This is a genomic window from Pseudomonas sp. MWU349 (assembly GCF_017947325.1).
In the GTDB taxonomy this organism is placed as follows: Bacteria; Pseudomonadota; Gammaproteobacteria; order Pseudomonadales; family Pseudomonadaceae; genus Aquipseudomonas; species Aquipseudomonas protegens.
On sequence record NZ_JAFEVP010000008.1, the window covers coordinates 87,700 to 102,805 of the forward strand.

The following is a 15,106-nucleotide window of genomic DNA, read 5'->3' on the forward strand; positions in this document are numbered from 1 at the left end:
GAATCAGTGATGTTCAACGGCAAATCCATTTTCATTTCCGGTGGCACCGGCTCTTTCGGGCGCAACTTCATTCGACGCCTGCTGGAGCAGTATCAGCCCAAGCGGGTCGTGGTGTTCTCCCGCGATGAGCTCAAGCAGTACGAGATGCAGCAGACCTTCAATGCGCCCTGCATGCGTTACTTCCTCGGCGATGTTCGCGATGCCGAGCGCTTGCGCCAGGCGATGCGGGGTATCGACTATGTGGTGCATGCCGCGGCGCTGAAACAGGTGCCGGCGGCCGAATACAACCCCACGGAGTGCATTCGCACCAACGTCAATGGCGCTGAAAACATCATTGCTGCGGCCATCGACAACGGGGTACAGAAGGTCGTTGCCTTGTCCACCGACAAGGCTGCGAGCCCGATCAACCTGTATGGCGCCACCAAGCTGCTGTCGGACAAGCTGTTCGTGGCGGCGAACAATATCGCGGGTGAGCAGGCCACTCGATTTGCCGTAGTGCGCTATGGCAACGTTGCAGGTTCCCGAGGCTCAGTGGTGCCGTTCTTCAGCCAGCTGATTGCCCAGGGCGCAACGGAGCTGCCCATTACCGATGAGCGCATGACCCGCTTCTGGATCACCCTGGACCACGGGGTGCAATTTGTTCTGGACAGCTTCGCGCGGATGCACGGCGGGGAGATTTTCGTGCCGAAGATTCCGTCGATCCGCATCGTCGATCTGGCCTTGGGGATGGCCGCGCACTTGCCACACAAGCAGGTGGGGATTCGTCCGGGAGAGAAGCTCCATGAATTGATGGTGCCTCTGGATGATGCGCGCATGACCCTGGAGTTTGACGATCACTACACGATCCAGCCCTCCATCCGCTTTACCAGTGTCAACGTTGATTTTGCAGTTGACGGCAAGGGCGAGCAGGGCGTTTCGGTGCCCGAGGATTTCGAGTATCGCTCCGATACCAATCCGGACTTTCTGTCGGTGGGGCAGATAGCCGAACTGCATACCGGGATCGCACCATGATTCCCTATGGTCGCCAAAGCCTTGACCAGGAGGATATCGATGCCGTGCTGGGGGTCTTGCACTCCGACTGGTTGACCCAGGGGCCAGCAATCGAGGCTTTCGAGCAGGCAATGGCGACCGCCTGCAAGGCGGCCTATGGCGTAGCGGTGTGCAACGCCACTGCTGCCTTGCATATTGCTTGCCTGGCGGCGGGCCTGGGGCCGGGCGATAGGTTATGGACCACTCCTAACACGTTCCTCGCGTCGGCCAACTGTGGTCGTTACTGTGGTGCGGATGTGGACTTTGTCGATATCGACCCGCGGACCTGGAATCTCGACGCCGAGGCATTGGCCCTCAAGCTGCAAGCGGCCGAGGCCAGGGGGGCGCTGCCCAAGGTGGTGATTGCGGTGGCGTTCTCCGGGCAGAGCTGTGATATGCGACGCCTGGCGGAACTGGCCGAGCGTTATGCCTTCACCTTGATCGAGGATGCCTCCCACGCGGTGGGTGCCAGCTATGCGGGGCGTCCGGTTGGCTGTGGTGAATTCGCGGCGATGACGGTGTTCAGCTTCCATCCGGTGAAGATCATCACCAGTGCCGAAGGCGGAATGGTCATGACCAATAGTCCGGAGCTGGCGGAACACCTGCGTCGTCTGCGTAGCCATGGCATGACCCGCGACCCGGCGCAGATGGTGGGTCAGAGCCATGGCCCCTGGTATTACCAGCAGGTCGAGTTGGGTTTCAACTACCGCATGACCGATCTTCAGGCGGCGCTCGGGCGCTCGCAGTTGAATAAGCTGCCGGGCTTTTTACAACGCCGGCGCTACCTGGCGGATCGTTATCAGCATCTGTTGCAGGACCTGCCGTTGAGCTTGCCCCAGGCTCAACCTGATGCTCACTCGGCCTGGCACCTGTATGTCGTGCGCTTGCACCTCCAGCGAATCAAGCATTCTCACCGTGAGGTCTTCGAGGGGCTGCGCAAGGCTGGGATCGGGGTCAACCTGCATTACATCCCGGTGCACCTGCAACCCTACTACCGGGATCTGGGTTTTGTTGAAGGTGATTTTCCCGAAGCGGAAGATTATTACGCTCAAGCCATCAGCTTGCCGATGTATCCCGGGCTGACGGATGACCAGCAAGACTACGTTGTACAGCAATTGCGGCATTGGATTCAGGAGCTGTAGCACCATGAGCTCAATCGCGATTATCCCCGCCCGAGGTGGCAGCAAGCGAATTGCGAGGAAGAACCTCAAGCCCTTCGATGGCGTGCCGATGCTCGCCCGCTCCATCGATAAGGCGCTGGGGTCGGGGTTGTTCCAGCGCGTGGTGGTCAGCACCGACGATCCCGAGATCGCCGAGCTGGCCATTGCCTGTGGCGCAGAGGTGCCTTTTGTCCGACCGCAGGCTCTGGCGGATGACTTCACCGGCACTGCGGCGGTGATCGTGCATGCCTTGCAAACCTTGCGGGAGCTGGGGCAGCAATTCGAATATGCCTGTTGCATCTATGCCACCGCCCCCCTGTTGCAACTGCGTTTTTTGCGCCAGGGGCTGGCGTTGCTGGAGCAGCATCAGGACAGGTCGTTTGCCTTTTCGGTGTGCAGTTTTGGTTTTCCGGTGCAACGGGCGCTGACGCTCGACGAGCAGGGCGCTCTGGGCGCGCTGTATCCGGAGTTCAGTCAGGCCCGCTCCCAGGATTTGCCCGTGGCCTATCAGGATGCGGCGCAGTTCTACTGGGGCAGAAGCCAGGCCTGGCTGGAGGGGGAGGCGTTATTCTCGTCTCGCAGCTTGCCGGTGATCCTGCCGCGTCACCTGGTGCAGGATATCGACACCGAGGAGGATTGGCGGCGGGCGCAATACCTGTACGCCGCGCTCAAGGCCGCAGGAGAGCTGGAATGAGGGTGCTGATCCGGGCTGACGCCTCGCCGGCGATCGGCAGCGGCCACGTGGCCCGCTGCCTGACCCTGGCTCAGGTGCTGCGCCAGCAGGGTGCCGAAGTTGCGTTCGCCTGTCGTCGCCTGCCCGGCAATCGTCTGGCGGCCTTGCAAGCCGAAGGTTTTTCGACCTTTGCATTGCCTGAGTTCTATACCGGTGAGAATCCTCGGTTGGGCATCGAAGCGCCCTTGCCCTGGCAGGCCGATATCGCGGCACTGCAGGAAGCCCTGGTAGATCAGCCGGCCTTCGACTGGGTGCTGGTGGATCACTACGGCCTTGATCATCAGTGGCAAAGCGCCGCTCGCCGATGGGCGCCGCGGATCGCCGCGATCGATGATCTGGCCAACCGCCGGCATGCCGCGGACCTGTTGCTGGACCAGAACTTCAGTGGTTCGCCCGAGGCGTATGCCGGGTTGTACGGCGCGCAATGCCGGACCTTGTTCGGGCCGCACTTTGCCTTGCTGCGTGAGGAGTTCCGGCGCCCTCCGATCCTGATTCGGCCGCAGGCCCAGCGGCTGCTGGTGAACTTCGGAGGCTTCGATGCTGCCGGCCAGACCCACAAGGCCATGCTGGCGCTGGCGGACCTGCATGAACTGCAGGTGGATTTTGTTGCTGGCAGTGGCAACCCGGATTGGCAGGCCATGCAGGTGCTGGCAGCAGACCGGCCGAACTGGCACCTGCACAGTTATGTGAACGACTTCGCCGGGTTGCTGGCCGAAGCAGACCTGTGCCTGGGGGCCGGGGGCGGTACCAGTTGGGAACGTGCAGTGCTGGGCGTGCCTACGTTGTGCATCACTGTGGCCGGCAATCAGCAGGCCAACGCCCGGCTGTTGGCTGAAACGGGTGCCCACTTGTACCTGGGGCCTTGTGAGCAGGTGGAAGTCGAACAACTGCGCGATGCCGTGAAGCTCATGCTGGGCAACCCTGGGCTGCGCCATAGCCTGGCTGCTCGTGCCCGGAAACTGGTCGATGGCCTGGGCTCGCAGCGGGTGGCTGCGGCGATGTTCGAGGCCGCAGTGTGTCTGCGACCGGCGACCCTTGACGATGCCCGGCTGCTATTCGACGGGCGCAATAGCGATCTGGTCAGGCGCTGGTCGCAGCAGCCCGAGGCCATCGACTGGTCGAGCCATGTGCAGTGGCTGGACGCTTGTCTGAACGACCCGCGGCGTTTATTGCTGATCGCCGAGTTGCCTGATGGCCCGCTGGGAATGCTGCGTTATGACCGGGAGGGAGGGCAGGCCGAGGTGTCGATCTACCTGTTTGCCGGACGCTTGGGGCTAGGCTGGGGGCAGGTTCTACTGGAGCAGGGGGAGGCCTGTCTGCTGCGCCATTGGCCCGATGTGCAGCGCCTGCGGGCACAGGTCTTGTCGGATAACCAAGTGTCGCTGAGTTTGTTTCGCCGGGCTGGCTATCGCCAAGGCGCCTGCGAATTCACCCGTATGTTGAAGGAACATCTGGATGACTAGTTTCAAGATTGGCTCGCGCTTCGTGGGCGCCGGCCATGGGCCGTTGATCATTGCGGAAATGAGCGGCAACCATAACCAGTCGCTGGATGTGGCCTTGCAGATTGTCGAGGCTGCGGCCAGGGCGGGAGCCCATGCACTGAAGTTGCAGACTTATACCGCCGATACCATGACGCTGGACCTCGATCAGGGCGAGTTCTTCATCAAGGACCCGGACAGCCTCTGGGCCGGCTCATCGCTCTACCAGCTGTACCAACAGGCCCATACACCCTGGGAATGGCATCAGCCGATCTTTGCCCGGGCCAAGGCCCTGGGCATGCTGGCCTTTTCCACGCCATTCGATGAGAGCGCCGTGGATTTTCTGGAAAGCCTCGACGTTCCGGCCTACAAGATCGCCAGTTTTGAAAATACCGACCTGCCGTTGATTCGTCGGGTGGCCGCCACCGGCAAGCCGCTGATCATCTCCACTGGCATGGCCAGCATCGCCGAGCTGGACGAAAGTGTCCGGGCTGCACGACAGGCGGGTTGCCGCGATCTGGTGCTGCTCAAGTGCACCAGTACCTATCCGGCATCACCGATCAACAGCAATCTGCTGACCATTCCGCATCTGCGGGAGCTGTTCGGCTGTGAGGTGGGCTTGTCCGATCACAGCATGGGCGTCGGTGTGTCCGTGGCGGCGGTGGCGCTAGGTGCCACGGTGATCGAGAAACATTTCACCCTGGATCGAGCTGCCGGTGGGGTTGACGCCAGCTTCTCCCTTGAGCCTGCAGAGATGGCCAGCCTGGTGCTGGAAACCGAGCGGGCCTGGCAGGCCATGGGGCAGGTCAGCTATGGCGCCACCCAGGCCGAGAGCAAATCGCTGGTTTACCGCCGGTCGCTGTATGTCACCCAAGACATGCAGGCCGGAGAGCTGTTCAGCGCCGACAACGTGCGGGCCATCCGTCCGGGCTTGGGGCTTGCTCCCAAGCACTATGAGGCCCTGCTTGGTCGTCGCGCGCGCCAGGCCCTCAAGCGCGGCACCGCGCTGGACTGGGCATTCGTCGAGTAGCCCTTTGTATGGCAGTTTCGGCAAAATAGCGTGACCTGTGAGTCATAACGTGCATCTTCACTGTATTGTATCGCCCGGGAAGATGGCGCCAGCCCTGTATGACAGGTCCAGTGATAGCCCTTGGTTCTTTCCGATACCGCCGTGTTTTGGCGCAAGTATCTGTGTTTTTTTCGGCAGCCCCTGCTCGGTCATCGTGCGGGGGTATTGAGCTGTTTATTATTGGGAAGCCGTAATGATTGGCATAAAAAGCATTGCGAGCTACGTGCCTGTAGCCGGCGTGGACAATTACGCACAAGGTGCAAAATTCGCCAAGGATGAAGAGTTCATCCTGGGCAAGATCGGTTCGGCCTTCCTGCCGCGCAAAGACGCCGGGCAAGAAACCTCCGATCTGTGTGTCGAAGCAGTCAATGCATTGTTTGCCGCTAACCCGGAACTCAAGCGCGAAGCCATCGATGTGTTGATCGTGGTTACCCAGAATGGTGACGAAGAAGGTTTGCCCCATACCGCGGCGATCGTACAGGACAAGCTGGGCCTGCCCACCACCGTCGCGGCCTTTGATATTTCCCTGGGGTGCTCCGGGTACGTCTACGGCATCTATGCCATCAAGGGGTTCATGGAAGCTGCTGGCCTGAAGAATGGCCTGCTGGTCACCGCTGACCCTTACTCGAAGATTGTCGATCCCGAAGATCGCAATACCACCATGCTGTTCGGTGACGCCGCCACGGCCACCTGGCTGGGCGAGGACGCCACCTGGCAGCTGGGCAAGGCCAAGTTCGGTACCGATGGCTCGGGGGCTGCGCATCTGAAGGTCACCGATGGTGTGTTCTTCATGAATGGCCGCCAGGTGTTCAACTTCGCTCTGCTGAAAGTGCCGGCACACCTGCACGAGTTGCTGGATGAGTCGGGGCTGAAGTCTGACGATATCGATGCCTTCTGCATTCACCAGGGCAGCGCCGCGATCGTCGATGCGGTGGCTCGGCGTTTCGAAGGCAACCCCGACAAATTCATCAAGGACATGGTGGAGACCGGCAATACCGTGTCCTCCAGCATTCCGCTGCTGCTGGAAAAGCACATGTTCGATTCCAGCTGGAAGCGCGTTGCCCTCAGTGGCTTCGGCGTTGGTCTGTCCTGGGGATCGGCGATCATCTACCGCTCCTGAGTTTCAGCTCGCGGCGGCACAGATAGCGCTCAAGGTGTAATCTTGAGCGCTATTTTTTTGCACGAGTGATAAGCGAGGCGGCATGAGTGACAGCTTTGAAGACAACGCCCGGGTGATTGGCGAGCGCTGGCCGGCGCTGCTGGCACGGGTGCAGGCTGAGGATGCTGCTGCGCTGCAGGCGGATCTGGTGGAAGGCCTTGGCTCGACCCTGAGCATTGGCGGGGTCCAGTTGACCAGTCGCCATGATCGCAGTCGCGAGGCTCAGGTCCAGGCCGCCAGCCTGCCTGAGGCGGCGGTATTGCATCTTTACGGCTGTGGCTTGGGTGACCTGCAAATGGCGTTGCTGCAGCGGCCGGGGCTGGAGCGTCTGTATGTGCACATTCTCAATGGCGCGCTATTCAAACTGGTATTGCAACTGCTGGAACAGCAGGCCTGGCTGGCCGATCCGAGGGTCGAGTTGTTGTATGCCGGCGACCTGCCGGAGATTGCATTGCCGTTTTTCGCCCTGCCGGCCGAGCTGGTGCTGGCCGATGACTACAACGCGAAGATCCGTGATCGGTTGATCAGCGAGACTCATCTGTCCTTCAATAATCGCTTGTTTGCCGCAGATGCAGCGGATATCGCCGAGCGCCTGGCTGCCATTGAGCCTTGGGTTGGGATGGATCGCGATGTTGCCGAGCTGTTTGATCGACATCCCGGGAGTGAAGTCTTTGTTATCGCTACGGGGCCGAGCCTGGAGCGCCACTACGCGGCATTGCGCGCCGTGGCCGGCCAGGCGCAGCGGCCGCTGCTGATCTGTGTCGACACGGCTTATCAGCCGCTGGTCAAAGAGGGCATCCGGGTGGATCTGGTGGTGAGTGTCGACCAGCGTATTTCCACCCGGCACCTGCCCGCTCAAGGCAGCGACGGCACCGCTCTGGTGTATATGCCGCTGGCGGACCCGCAGGTACTCGAAGGCTGGCTCGGGCCGCGGTATGTGGCGTATTCCGCCAGCCCGGTGTTCCAGGCATTGCGCCAGCGCATACCCCGGGCACAGCTGCATGCCGGCGGCAGCGTTATTCATCCGGCCGTGGATCTGGCGGTGAAGATGGGAGGGCGACGGATCACCCTGTTTGGTGCGGACTTCGCGTTCCCCATGAATCGTACCCATGCCGGTTGGCATGACGGCGATCTTGGCCCGCAACTCGGCGCGGCCCGACACTGGGTGCTGGATGGGCATGGGCAACGAGTCAAGACCCAGCTTAATTTCCGCAGCTACCTGTGCGAACTGGAGCGCTATATCAGCAGTCAGCCTGAGGTGGCGTTTTTCAATACCAGCCGTGATGGCGCGATGATCATCGGTACCACCTTTCACCCGGGTTTTGCTCAATGAATCAGCTAGAGCCTGTGTTTTGCCGAGCCAGAGAAGTCGCCGATCTGTTTCGCCTGGGGCGCGATGTCGAGGCGGTGGGTGTCATGGTTGAGCTGTTCGATCCCATCCAATCATTGGTGGATGGAGCTGCGCTGCCTGTCCAGCAGGATTGGGCGAAATTGCTGACCCTGATGCTGGCATGCCAGGAAGGGCAGAACTGGTTGGGGTTGGCCGACTATCTGGAGTACGAGCTGTTGGACTGGTTGCAGGCCGAGTTTGGTGGCTGAGGCGGGGGCGACAGGCTGGGCGAGTGTTTTTGCAGGGTGTTTTCTGGCGTCAGTTTTTCGTTCGGTGTTGGCTTAACCCCTTGTTTTCCAAGGGATGGCCGGGTGATGGCAAATATTTTTGAAAAAGCCCTAAAGCAACTTGCATTACCGACGATAACTATTACGAAGGTTCTCTAGGCCATTACCCGGCGGTTGCCAGGGCCGGAAGCCGCAGTACCCAACCAACGAGGAATTCGTCATGGCTTTAACAGTAAACACTAACGTCACGTCGTTGAACGTTCAGAAAAACCTGAACCGCGCTTCCGACGCTCTGTCGACTTCGATGACTCGCCTGTCTTCCGGCCTGAAGATCAACAGCGCAAAAGACGACGCTGCCGGCCTGCAGATCGCTACCCGTATGACTTCGCAGATCCGTGGTCAGACCATGGCGATCAAAAACGCCAACGACGGTATCTCCATCGCCCAGACCGCTGAAGGCGCGATGCAAGAATCCACCAACATCCTGCAGCGTATGCGTGAACTGGCTGTTCAGTCGCGAAACGACTCCAACGGTACTCAAGACCGTGTTGCTCTGAACAAAGAATTTGCTCAGATGTCGGACGAACTGACCCGTATCGCCAAGTCGACCAACCTGAACGGCAAGAACCTGATCGACGGTACTGCTGGCACCATGACCTTCCAGGTCGGTTCCAACACCGGTGCTACCAACCAGATCACCATCACTCTGGCCAGCGGCTTCGACGCTGCAACCCTGAGCGTGGATTCCGCGACCATCGCCATCACCGGTACTGACAGCACCACTGCTGAAGCCAGCACCAAGGCTGCAATGGACGCAATCGACAAGGCTCTGCAGACCATCAACTCCAGCCGTGCCGACCTCGGTGCTGCACAAAACCGTCTGACCAGCACCATCTCCAACCTGCAGAACATCAACGAAAACGCCAGTGCTGCACTGGGTCGCGTACAAGATACCGACTTCGCTGCTGAAACTGCCCAGCTGACCAAGCAGCAGACTCTGCAACAAGCTTCGACCGCAGTTCTGGCCCAGGCCAACCAACTGCCATCCGCTGTACTGAAGCTGCTTCAGTAATAGCTGGCTAAGCTTTGGCGGGGGAGTGCGCTGGTCGTGCTCTCTCGCTTTTTTACTTTAAGAGGTGGTGGACATGGATATGAGCGTGAAGCTGAACTTGTCTTATCCCGCGGCCAAGCCGGCGACGCCCGTCGCTGACAAGCCCGTGGAAAAGCCTCGAGAGGTTGTTCCTGCAGTTGCCAAGACTGAAACTCAGGACAGTAAGAAAGAAGCTCAGACCGAGCAGGAAAAGTTGAAAATGGCCGTTCAGGAAATTGAAAAATTCGTCCAGTCGGTCAAGCGCAATCTAGAATTCTCGATCGACGAGCCTTCCGGAAAGGTCGTGGTCAAAGTCATTGCCAGTGATTCGGGAGAAGTGGTTCGCCAGATCCCCAATGAAGAAGTGCTGAAACTGGCCAATAGCTTGAATGATGCGAGTAGTCTGTTGTTCAGTGCCAAGGCCTGACAGCTGGCATGAAAATTGTTGCTGGTTACGTTTGAGCGCTGTAGTGGTCAAAAGACTGGCGGCACACTGAAGGGAGAGACACATGGCAAGTCCAATTCTACCGGGTACCGGCCTGGGTTCCGGCCTCGACACCGGTGCTATCGTCAAGGCGCTGGTAGCTGCTGACAAGGCGGCCAAGCAAGGTCAGATCGATCGCGCGACCACCACCAACAGCGCCAGTATTTCTGGTATCGGGACCTTGCAGTCTCTGCTGTCTACCTTCCAGAGCACGTTGTCGGTTACCGGGTTGGGGAGTGCTGTCAATCCTGCCTTTGCCGGCTTTGCTGCTACTTCCAGCGATAGCAAGACCGTGGACGCCACTGCAGATAACAGTGCAGTTGCGGGCAAGTACACGGTGACGGTTACCAACCTTGCAACCTCTTCAAAAGTAGCGAGTGCGGCTTTTGCCGGAGGCAATACCAGTGCCATTCCGAGTGGTACGTTAAACATCACTCAAAATGGCATTAACTACCCGTTGACTATCGGGGCGAATGCAACACTGCAATCGGTGCGTGATTCGATCAACGCCGATTCGAAGATGAACCTGGCCGGGCTCAGCGCGAACATTGTGACTGACTCGTTCGGTTCGCGACTGGTGATCGGCTCTGACAAGACGGGGGCAGGCTCTGATATTTCTGTCAGTGGTATTGCCGGGTTGGAGATCGACGGTACTCAGTCGATGTCGAGTGACACCAGTCCAGCCACTGCAACCTCATCCGGTAATATCGGAGGGCTGGCCAAGGACGCGGTTTTCACCGTCGATGGTATGCAACTGACCAGCAAGACCAACACGGTTACACAGGCGATTTCCGGCCTGAAGCTCAACCTGGTTGCTCCGACCGCCACGAACACCTCGGTAACGGTGACAGTCGCCACCAACACCGATGGCCTTAAAACCTCGATCCAGAAGTTTGTCGATGCCTATAACGCTGTGGCCAACGGCATTACAACGCTGACCAAGCCTTCCCTGGATGACAGTGGCAATCCGACAATTCCGGCCCAGTTGACCGGCGACTCGCTGCCTCGTTCGATTCTGGCGGCTATTCGTGCGCCACTGTCCGAAACCGGCGCCGGCGACAAGTTGACAGTGCTGGCGCAGTTGGGGATCACCACCAACCAGAAGACCGGTGCGCTGGATTTCGACGACAAGAAGTTCACGGCTGCCATGACCGACAAGAAGCTCGGTGGTGAAGTGCAGAAGCTGTTTACCGGTGATGGCACCAACCTGGGCCTGCTGGATCGCATGACTAACGCGATCAAGCCGTTTACCCAGGGGGTCGGTAGCATGACCGAGGGGATCTTGACCACTCGTACCAAGACCCTGGATATCACCAAGAAAAAGCTCAGTGATCAACAGGATGCCCTGGATCGCCGAGTAGCTACCCTGACAGCGGTGCTGACCAAGAAGTACAACGACATGGACACCCTGGTGGGCAAGCTGAAGGCCACCGCCAGCAACATCACGTCGATGTTTGAAGCCTTGACCGCCCAGCAAAAAGGCTGATATTCACTCAGCGCCAAAAGCCCGGCAGCGTTTTACAACGCTCCGGGCTTTTGTATTTGGCCTAAAGTTTTTTGACGTTGCGTCGATATATTGCTTATACGAACCCTTGAGTTTTGAAGAGGTATTACATGAATCCGATGTTAGCCCTTCGGCAGTACCAGAAGATCGGTGCGCAGGCGCAGACCTCCGAAGCCAGTCCCCACCGTCTGGTGCAGATGCTGATGGAAGGCGGCCTGGATCGTATTGCACAGGCCAAGGGGGCGATCGAGCGCAAGGATGTCGCCAACAAAGGCATATTTATCAGCAAGGCCATCGGCATTATTGGTGGTCTGCGTGAAGGTCTGGACCTGGAAAACTCCATGGATACCCTGGGGGATCTGGACGGCCTCTATACCTACATGATGAAGCGTCTGGCTGAAGCCAATATCAAGACCGACCCGAAGATTCTCGATGAGGTCGCCGATCTGCTGCGTACGGTCAAGGAAGGCTGGGATGCCATCGCCGCGCCAGGTCCGCAGTTTTAAGGAGGAACACCATGAGTGCTGTCCTGCAACGCATTGAAGAAACCCGTGAGGCGCTGGTCGGCGCCCTGGCCGAGCGCAACTGGCAAGCCATTGGCGAGCTGGACCTGGCGTGCCGTTCATGCATGGAGGACGTGCTCAGCGAGGCTGAGGTCGACGAGGCGGCACTGCGCGACAATCTGGAGGAGTTGTTGGGGGTCTACCGGCAGCTGCTAGAGGTGGCAACAGGGGAGCGCCAGGCGATAGTCGACGAGATGTCGCAGATCCAGCAAGCACAGAACGCAGCAAAGGTTTACCATTTGTTCGGTTGATGTTGAGTTGATCCCGAACACTGCGCGCCATAAATTTGACTGTGCACGCTTTTTTGACTTAACTAGTGGCTGTTTTCAGATTTCAGGCGTCTATAAGGCAGAAAATGCCTACAAGCGCGTCTAGCTTGCCCCTTATCTGGGCATTGAGTTGACTAGGGAAGTTGCTATTGCATGTGGCGTGAAACCAAAATTCTGCTGATCGATGACGATAGCGTGCGCCGCCGCGACCTGGCGGTGATTTTAAATTTTCTTGGCGAAGAAAATTTACCCTGCGGTAGCCATGACTGGCAGCAGGCTGTCGGCTCTTTGTCGTCAAGTCGCGAAGTAATTTGCGTCCTCATCGGGACCGTAAATGCTCCTGGTGCACTTCTGGGCCTGTTAAAGACACTCTCAACCTGGGATGAGTTCCTTCCAGTGCTGTTGATGGGCGAAAATTCTTCCATTGATCTGCCTGAAGACCAGCGTCGTCGTGTGCTTTCCACCCTGGAAATGCCTCCCAGCTACAGCAAATTGCTGGATTCCCTGCACCGGGCCCAGGTCTATCGTGAGATGTACGATCAGGCCCGTGAGCGCGGTCGTCACCGTGAACCCAATCTTTTCCGCAGCCTGGTAGGCACCAGTCGCGCCATCCAGCATGTGCGGCAGATGATGCAGCAGGTGGCGGATACCGACGCCAGCGTGCTGATCCTGGGCGAGTCGGGAACAGGCAAGGAAGTGGTAGCGCGTAACCTGCACTATCACTCCAAGCGGCGCGACGCGCCTTTCGTACCGGTCAATTGCGGTGCCATTCCGGCAGAGCTGCTGGAAAGCGAGCTGTTTGGCCATGAAAAGGGCGCGTTCACGGGTGCTATCACCAGTCGTGCCGGACGTTTCGAGCTGGCTAATGGCGGCACCCTGTTCCTCGACGAAATCGGCGACATGCCACTGCCGATGCAGGTCAAGTTGTTGCGGGTGCTGCAGGAGCGCACGTTCGAGCGCGTGGGCAGCAACAAGACCCAGGGTGTTGATGTGCGAATCATCGCTGCCACCCATAAGAACCTGGAAAGCATGATCGAGGTAGGCAGTTTCCGTGAGGATCTGTACTACCGCCTCAACGTGTTCCCCATTGAAATGGCGCCGCTGCGTGAGCGAGTGGAAGACATTCCGCTGCTGATGAATGAGCTGATTTCGCGAATGGAGCACGAGAAGCGCGGTTCGATCCGCTTCAACTCTGCCGCCATCATGTCGCTGTGCCGGCATGGCTGGCCGGGTAACGTCCGTGAGCTGGCCAACCTGGTGGAGCGCATGGCGATCATGCACCCCTACGGTGTGATTGGTGTCGTCGAGTTGCCGAAGAAGTTCCGCTATGTGGATGACGAAGACGAGCAGTTGGTGGACAGCCTGCGCAGCGATCTGGAAGAGCGCGTAGCGATCAACGGCCATGCGCCAGACTTCGCGGCCACGGCCATGCTGCCGCCCGAAGGCCTGGACCTGAAGGACTATCTCGGCAGCCTGGAGCAAGGGCTGATCCAGCAGGCGCTGGACGACGCCAATGGCATCGTGGCGCGGGCCGCAGAGCGCTTGCGCATCCGTCGCACCACCCTGGTGGAGAAGATGCGCAAGTACGGCATGAGCCGTCGTGAAGGTGATGAACAGGCGGATGATTGACGCCGGTTTTTCAAGTCGTTGAAAACTGGGTGGTTTTTTTTAGGCACGGGTATTGCTAAGTCTCTTGCAACGTTCCGTTTAACTGACGGTCAGCCACGCGAGAGAGCACGATGCCCCAAGCCGCCCAGATGTCTCCTGCCCCTGATGCACAGGGGCAATCGTCGTCCGTAGAGCAGGCAAGCCGGCTAGGTCTTGAGCAGGCCTTCGCCTTGTTCAACCAGATGTCGAGCCAACTTACTGACTCCTACAGCATGCTTGAGGCCCGGGTGACCGAGCTCAAGGGCGAGTTGGCGGTGGTCAGCGCCCAGCGCATGCAGGAGCTGGCGGAAAAGGAGCGTCTGGCCAATCGTCTGCAGAACCTGCTGGACCTGTTGCCGGGCGGGGTCATCGTGATTGATGGTCATGGCATCGTCACCGAGGCCAACCCGGCAGCGTGCGAGCTGCTGGGGCTGCCGCTGGAAGGGCAGCTGTGGCGCAACATCATCGCCCGCAGCTTTGCCCCTCGCGAAGACGATGGCCATGAAATTTCCCTGCGCGACGGTCGACGCCTGTCGATTGCCACGCGCTCGCTGGATGCCGAGCCCGGGCAGTTGGTGCTGCTCAATGACCTGACTGAAACCCGTCATCTGCAAGACCAGTTGGCTCGTCATGAGCGCCTGTCCTCCCTGGGCAAGATGGTTGCCTCCCTGGCCCACCAGATTCGCACACCGTTGTCCGCGGCTCTGCTGTACGCCAGCCATCTCACTGAACAGGAACTGCCGGTAGCTACCCATCAGCGCTTTGCCGGGCGGCTCAAGGAGCGTTTGCACGAGCTGGAGCATCAGGTGCGCGACATGCTGGTGTTCGCCCGTGGCGAATTGCCCCTGACCGATCGCCTGACACCCAAGTCGCTGTTGCAGTCGTTGCAGGCTGCGGCCCTGACCCATGTGCAGGACGTTGCCGTGCGCTGGCAGTGCGATAGCCATCACGGTGAGTTGCTGTGCAATCGCGACACCCTGGTGGGCGCCTTGCTCAATCTGATCGAGAACGCGGTGCAGGCCAGTGCCGGCGCGGCGCGACTCAAGGTGCACCTGTACAGCCGCGGCGACACCTTGCGGCTGTGCATCAGTGACAGTGGCAGTGGGATCGATGCTGCGGTCCTGGAGCGCTTGGGAGAGCCGTTCTTCACCACCAAGGCCAATGGAACCGGGCTGGGCCTGACCGTGGTCAAGGCGGTAGCCCGTGCTCACCAGGGAGAATTGTCGCTGCGCTCGCGTCCTGGGCGCGGTACTTGTGCGCTGGTGACTCTGCCTCTGTTCTCCAGCGTGCATGGAGTGGAGTGA

General features: G+C 59.4%; 15 protein-coding genes. All 15 read left to right on the top strand.

Going from position 1 to position 15,106, the window contains the following annotated elements:
- Positions 1-9 precede the first annotated feature (9 nt).
- The 15 genes from pseB to KCG88_RS27855 all read left to right on the top strand — a co-directional run bounded on the left by pseB (position 10) and on the right by KCG88_RS27855 (position 15,106).
- The gene (pseB, locus tag KCG88_RS27785; protein WP_047284508.1) at positions 10-1,011 is read left to right on the top strand and encodes a UDP-N-acetylglucosamine 4,6-dehydratase (inverting); all 1,002 of its coding nucleotides are present in this window, start codon (positions 10-12) and stop codon (positions 1,009-1,011) included.
- Positions 1,008-2,171 carry a UDP-4-amino-4,6-dideoxy-N-acetyl-beta-L-altrosamine transaminase gene (gene pseC / locus KCG88_RS27790; protein ID WP_210713573.1) on the top strand — a complete coding sequence of 388 codons (1,164 nt, stop codon included), beginning with the start codon at positions 1,008-1,010 and terminating at the stop codon, positions 2,169-2,171. The genes pseB and pseC overlap by 4 nt, the downstream gene beginning before the upstream one ends.
- Before the next feature lie 4 nt (positions 2,172-2,175).
- Complete coding sequence (pseF, locus tag KCG88_RS27795) at positions 2,176-2,883, top strand: pseudaminic acid cytidylyltransferase (protein ID WP_210713574.1); 708 nt, start codon at positions 2,176-2,178, stop codon at positions 2,881-2,883.
- Positions 2,880-4,385 (top strand): UDP-2,4-diacetamido-2,4,6-trideoxy-beta-L-altropyranose hydrolase, encoded by a 1,506-nt coding sequence (gene pseG, locus KCG88_RS27800; protein ID WP_210713575.1) that lies wholly within the window; start codon positions 2,880-2,882, stop codon positions 4,383-4,385. The genes pseF and pseG overlap by 4 nt, the downstream gene beginning before the upstream one ends.
- A complete protein-coding gene (pseI, locus tag KCG88_RS27805; protein ID WP_047284516.1) occupies positions 4,378-5,430 on the top strand; it encodes a pseudaminic acid synthase in 1,053 nt (350 codons plus the stop codon). Before pseG ends, pseI begins: the two co-directional genes overlap by 8 nt.
- A 232-nt stretch (positions 5,431-5,662) precedes the next feature.
- Positions 5,663-6,589 carry a ketoacyl-ACP synthase III gene (locus KCG88_RS27810; RefSeq protein ID WP_047284517.1) on the top strand — a complete coding sequence of 309 codons (927 nt, stop codon included), beginning with the start codon at positions 5,663-5,665 and terminating at the stop codon, positions 6,587-6,589.
- 82 nt (positions 6,590-6,671) lie between these two features.
- The gene (locus KCG88_RS27815) at positions 6,672-7,961 is read left to right on the top strand and encodes a 6-hydroxymethylpterin diphosphokinase MptE-like protein (protein ID WP_210713576.1); all 1,290 of its coding nucleotides are present in this window, start codon (positions 6,672-6,674) and stop codon (positions 7,959-7,961) included.
- Positions 7,958-8,227: a hypothetical protein gene (locus tag KCG88_RS27820; protein WP_047284522.1), complete on the top strand. Its 270-nt coding sequence runs from the start codon at positions 7,958-7,960 to the stop codon at positions 8,225-8,227. Before KCG88_RS27815 ends, KCG88_RS27820 begins: the two co-directional genes overlap by 4 nt.
- A 238-nt stretch (positions 8,228-8,465) precedes the next feature.
- Positions 8,466-9,317 carry a flagellin domain-containing protein gene (locus KCG88_RS27825; protein ID WP_047284524.1) on the top strand — a complete coding sequence of 284 codons (852 nt, stop codon included), beginning with the start codon at positions 8,466-8,468 and terminating at the stop codon, positions 9,315-9,317.
- Positions 9,318-9,390: 73 nt separating this feature from the next.
- On the top strand, positions 9,391-9,762 hold the full coding sequence (locus tag KCG88_RS27830; RefSeq protein WP_047284526.1) for a flagellar protein FlaG: 372 nt from the start codon (positions 9,391-9,393) through the stop codon (positions 9,760-9,762).
- An 82-nt stretch (positions 9,763-9,844) separates the two neighbouring features.
- Entirely contained in the window at positions 9,845-11,305 is a 1,461-nt protein-coding gene (fliD, locus tag KCG88_RS27835) for a flagellar filament capping protein FliD (protein ID WP_047284528.1), read from the top strand.
- A 128-nt stretch (positions 11,306-11,433) separates the two neighbouring features.
- Entirely contained in the window at positions 11,434-11,829 is a 396-nt protein-coding gene (gene fliS / locus KCG88_RS27840; protein ID WP_210713577.1) for a flagellar export chaperone FliS, read from the top strand.
- 11 nt (positions 11,830-11,840) lie between these two features.
- A complete protein-coding gene (locus KCG88_RS27845; protein WP_011059969.1) occupies positions 11,841-12,137 on the top strand; it encodes a hypothetical protein in 297 nt (98 codons plus the stop codon).
- Between the two features lie 171 nt (positions 12,138-12,308).
- On the top strand, positions 12,309-13,784 hold the full coding sequence (locus KCG88_RS27850) for a sigma-54 dependent transcriptional regulator (RefSeq protein ID WP_011059970.1): 1,476 nt from the start codon (positions 12,309-12,311) through the stop codon (positions 13,782-13,784).
- A gap of 128 nt (positions 13,785-13,912) precedes the next feature.
- Positions 13,913-15,106: an ATP-binding protein gene (locus KCG88_RS27855; RefSeq protein ID WP_161467054.1), complete on the top strand. Its 1,194-nt coding sequence runs from the start codon at positions 13,913-13,915 to the stop codon at positions 15,104-15,106.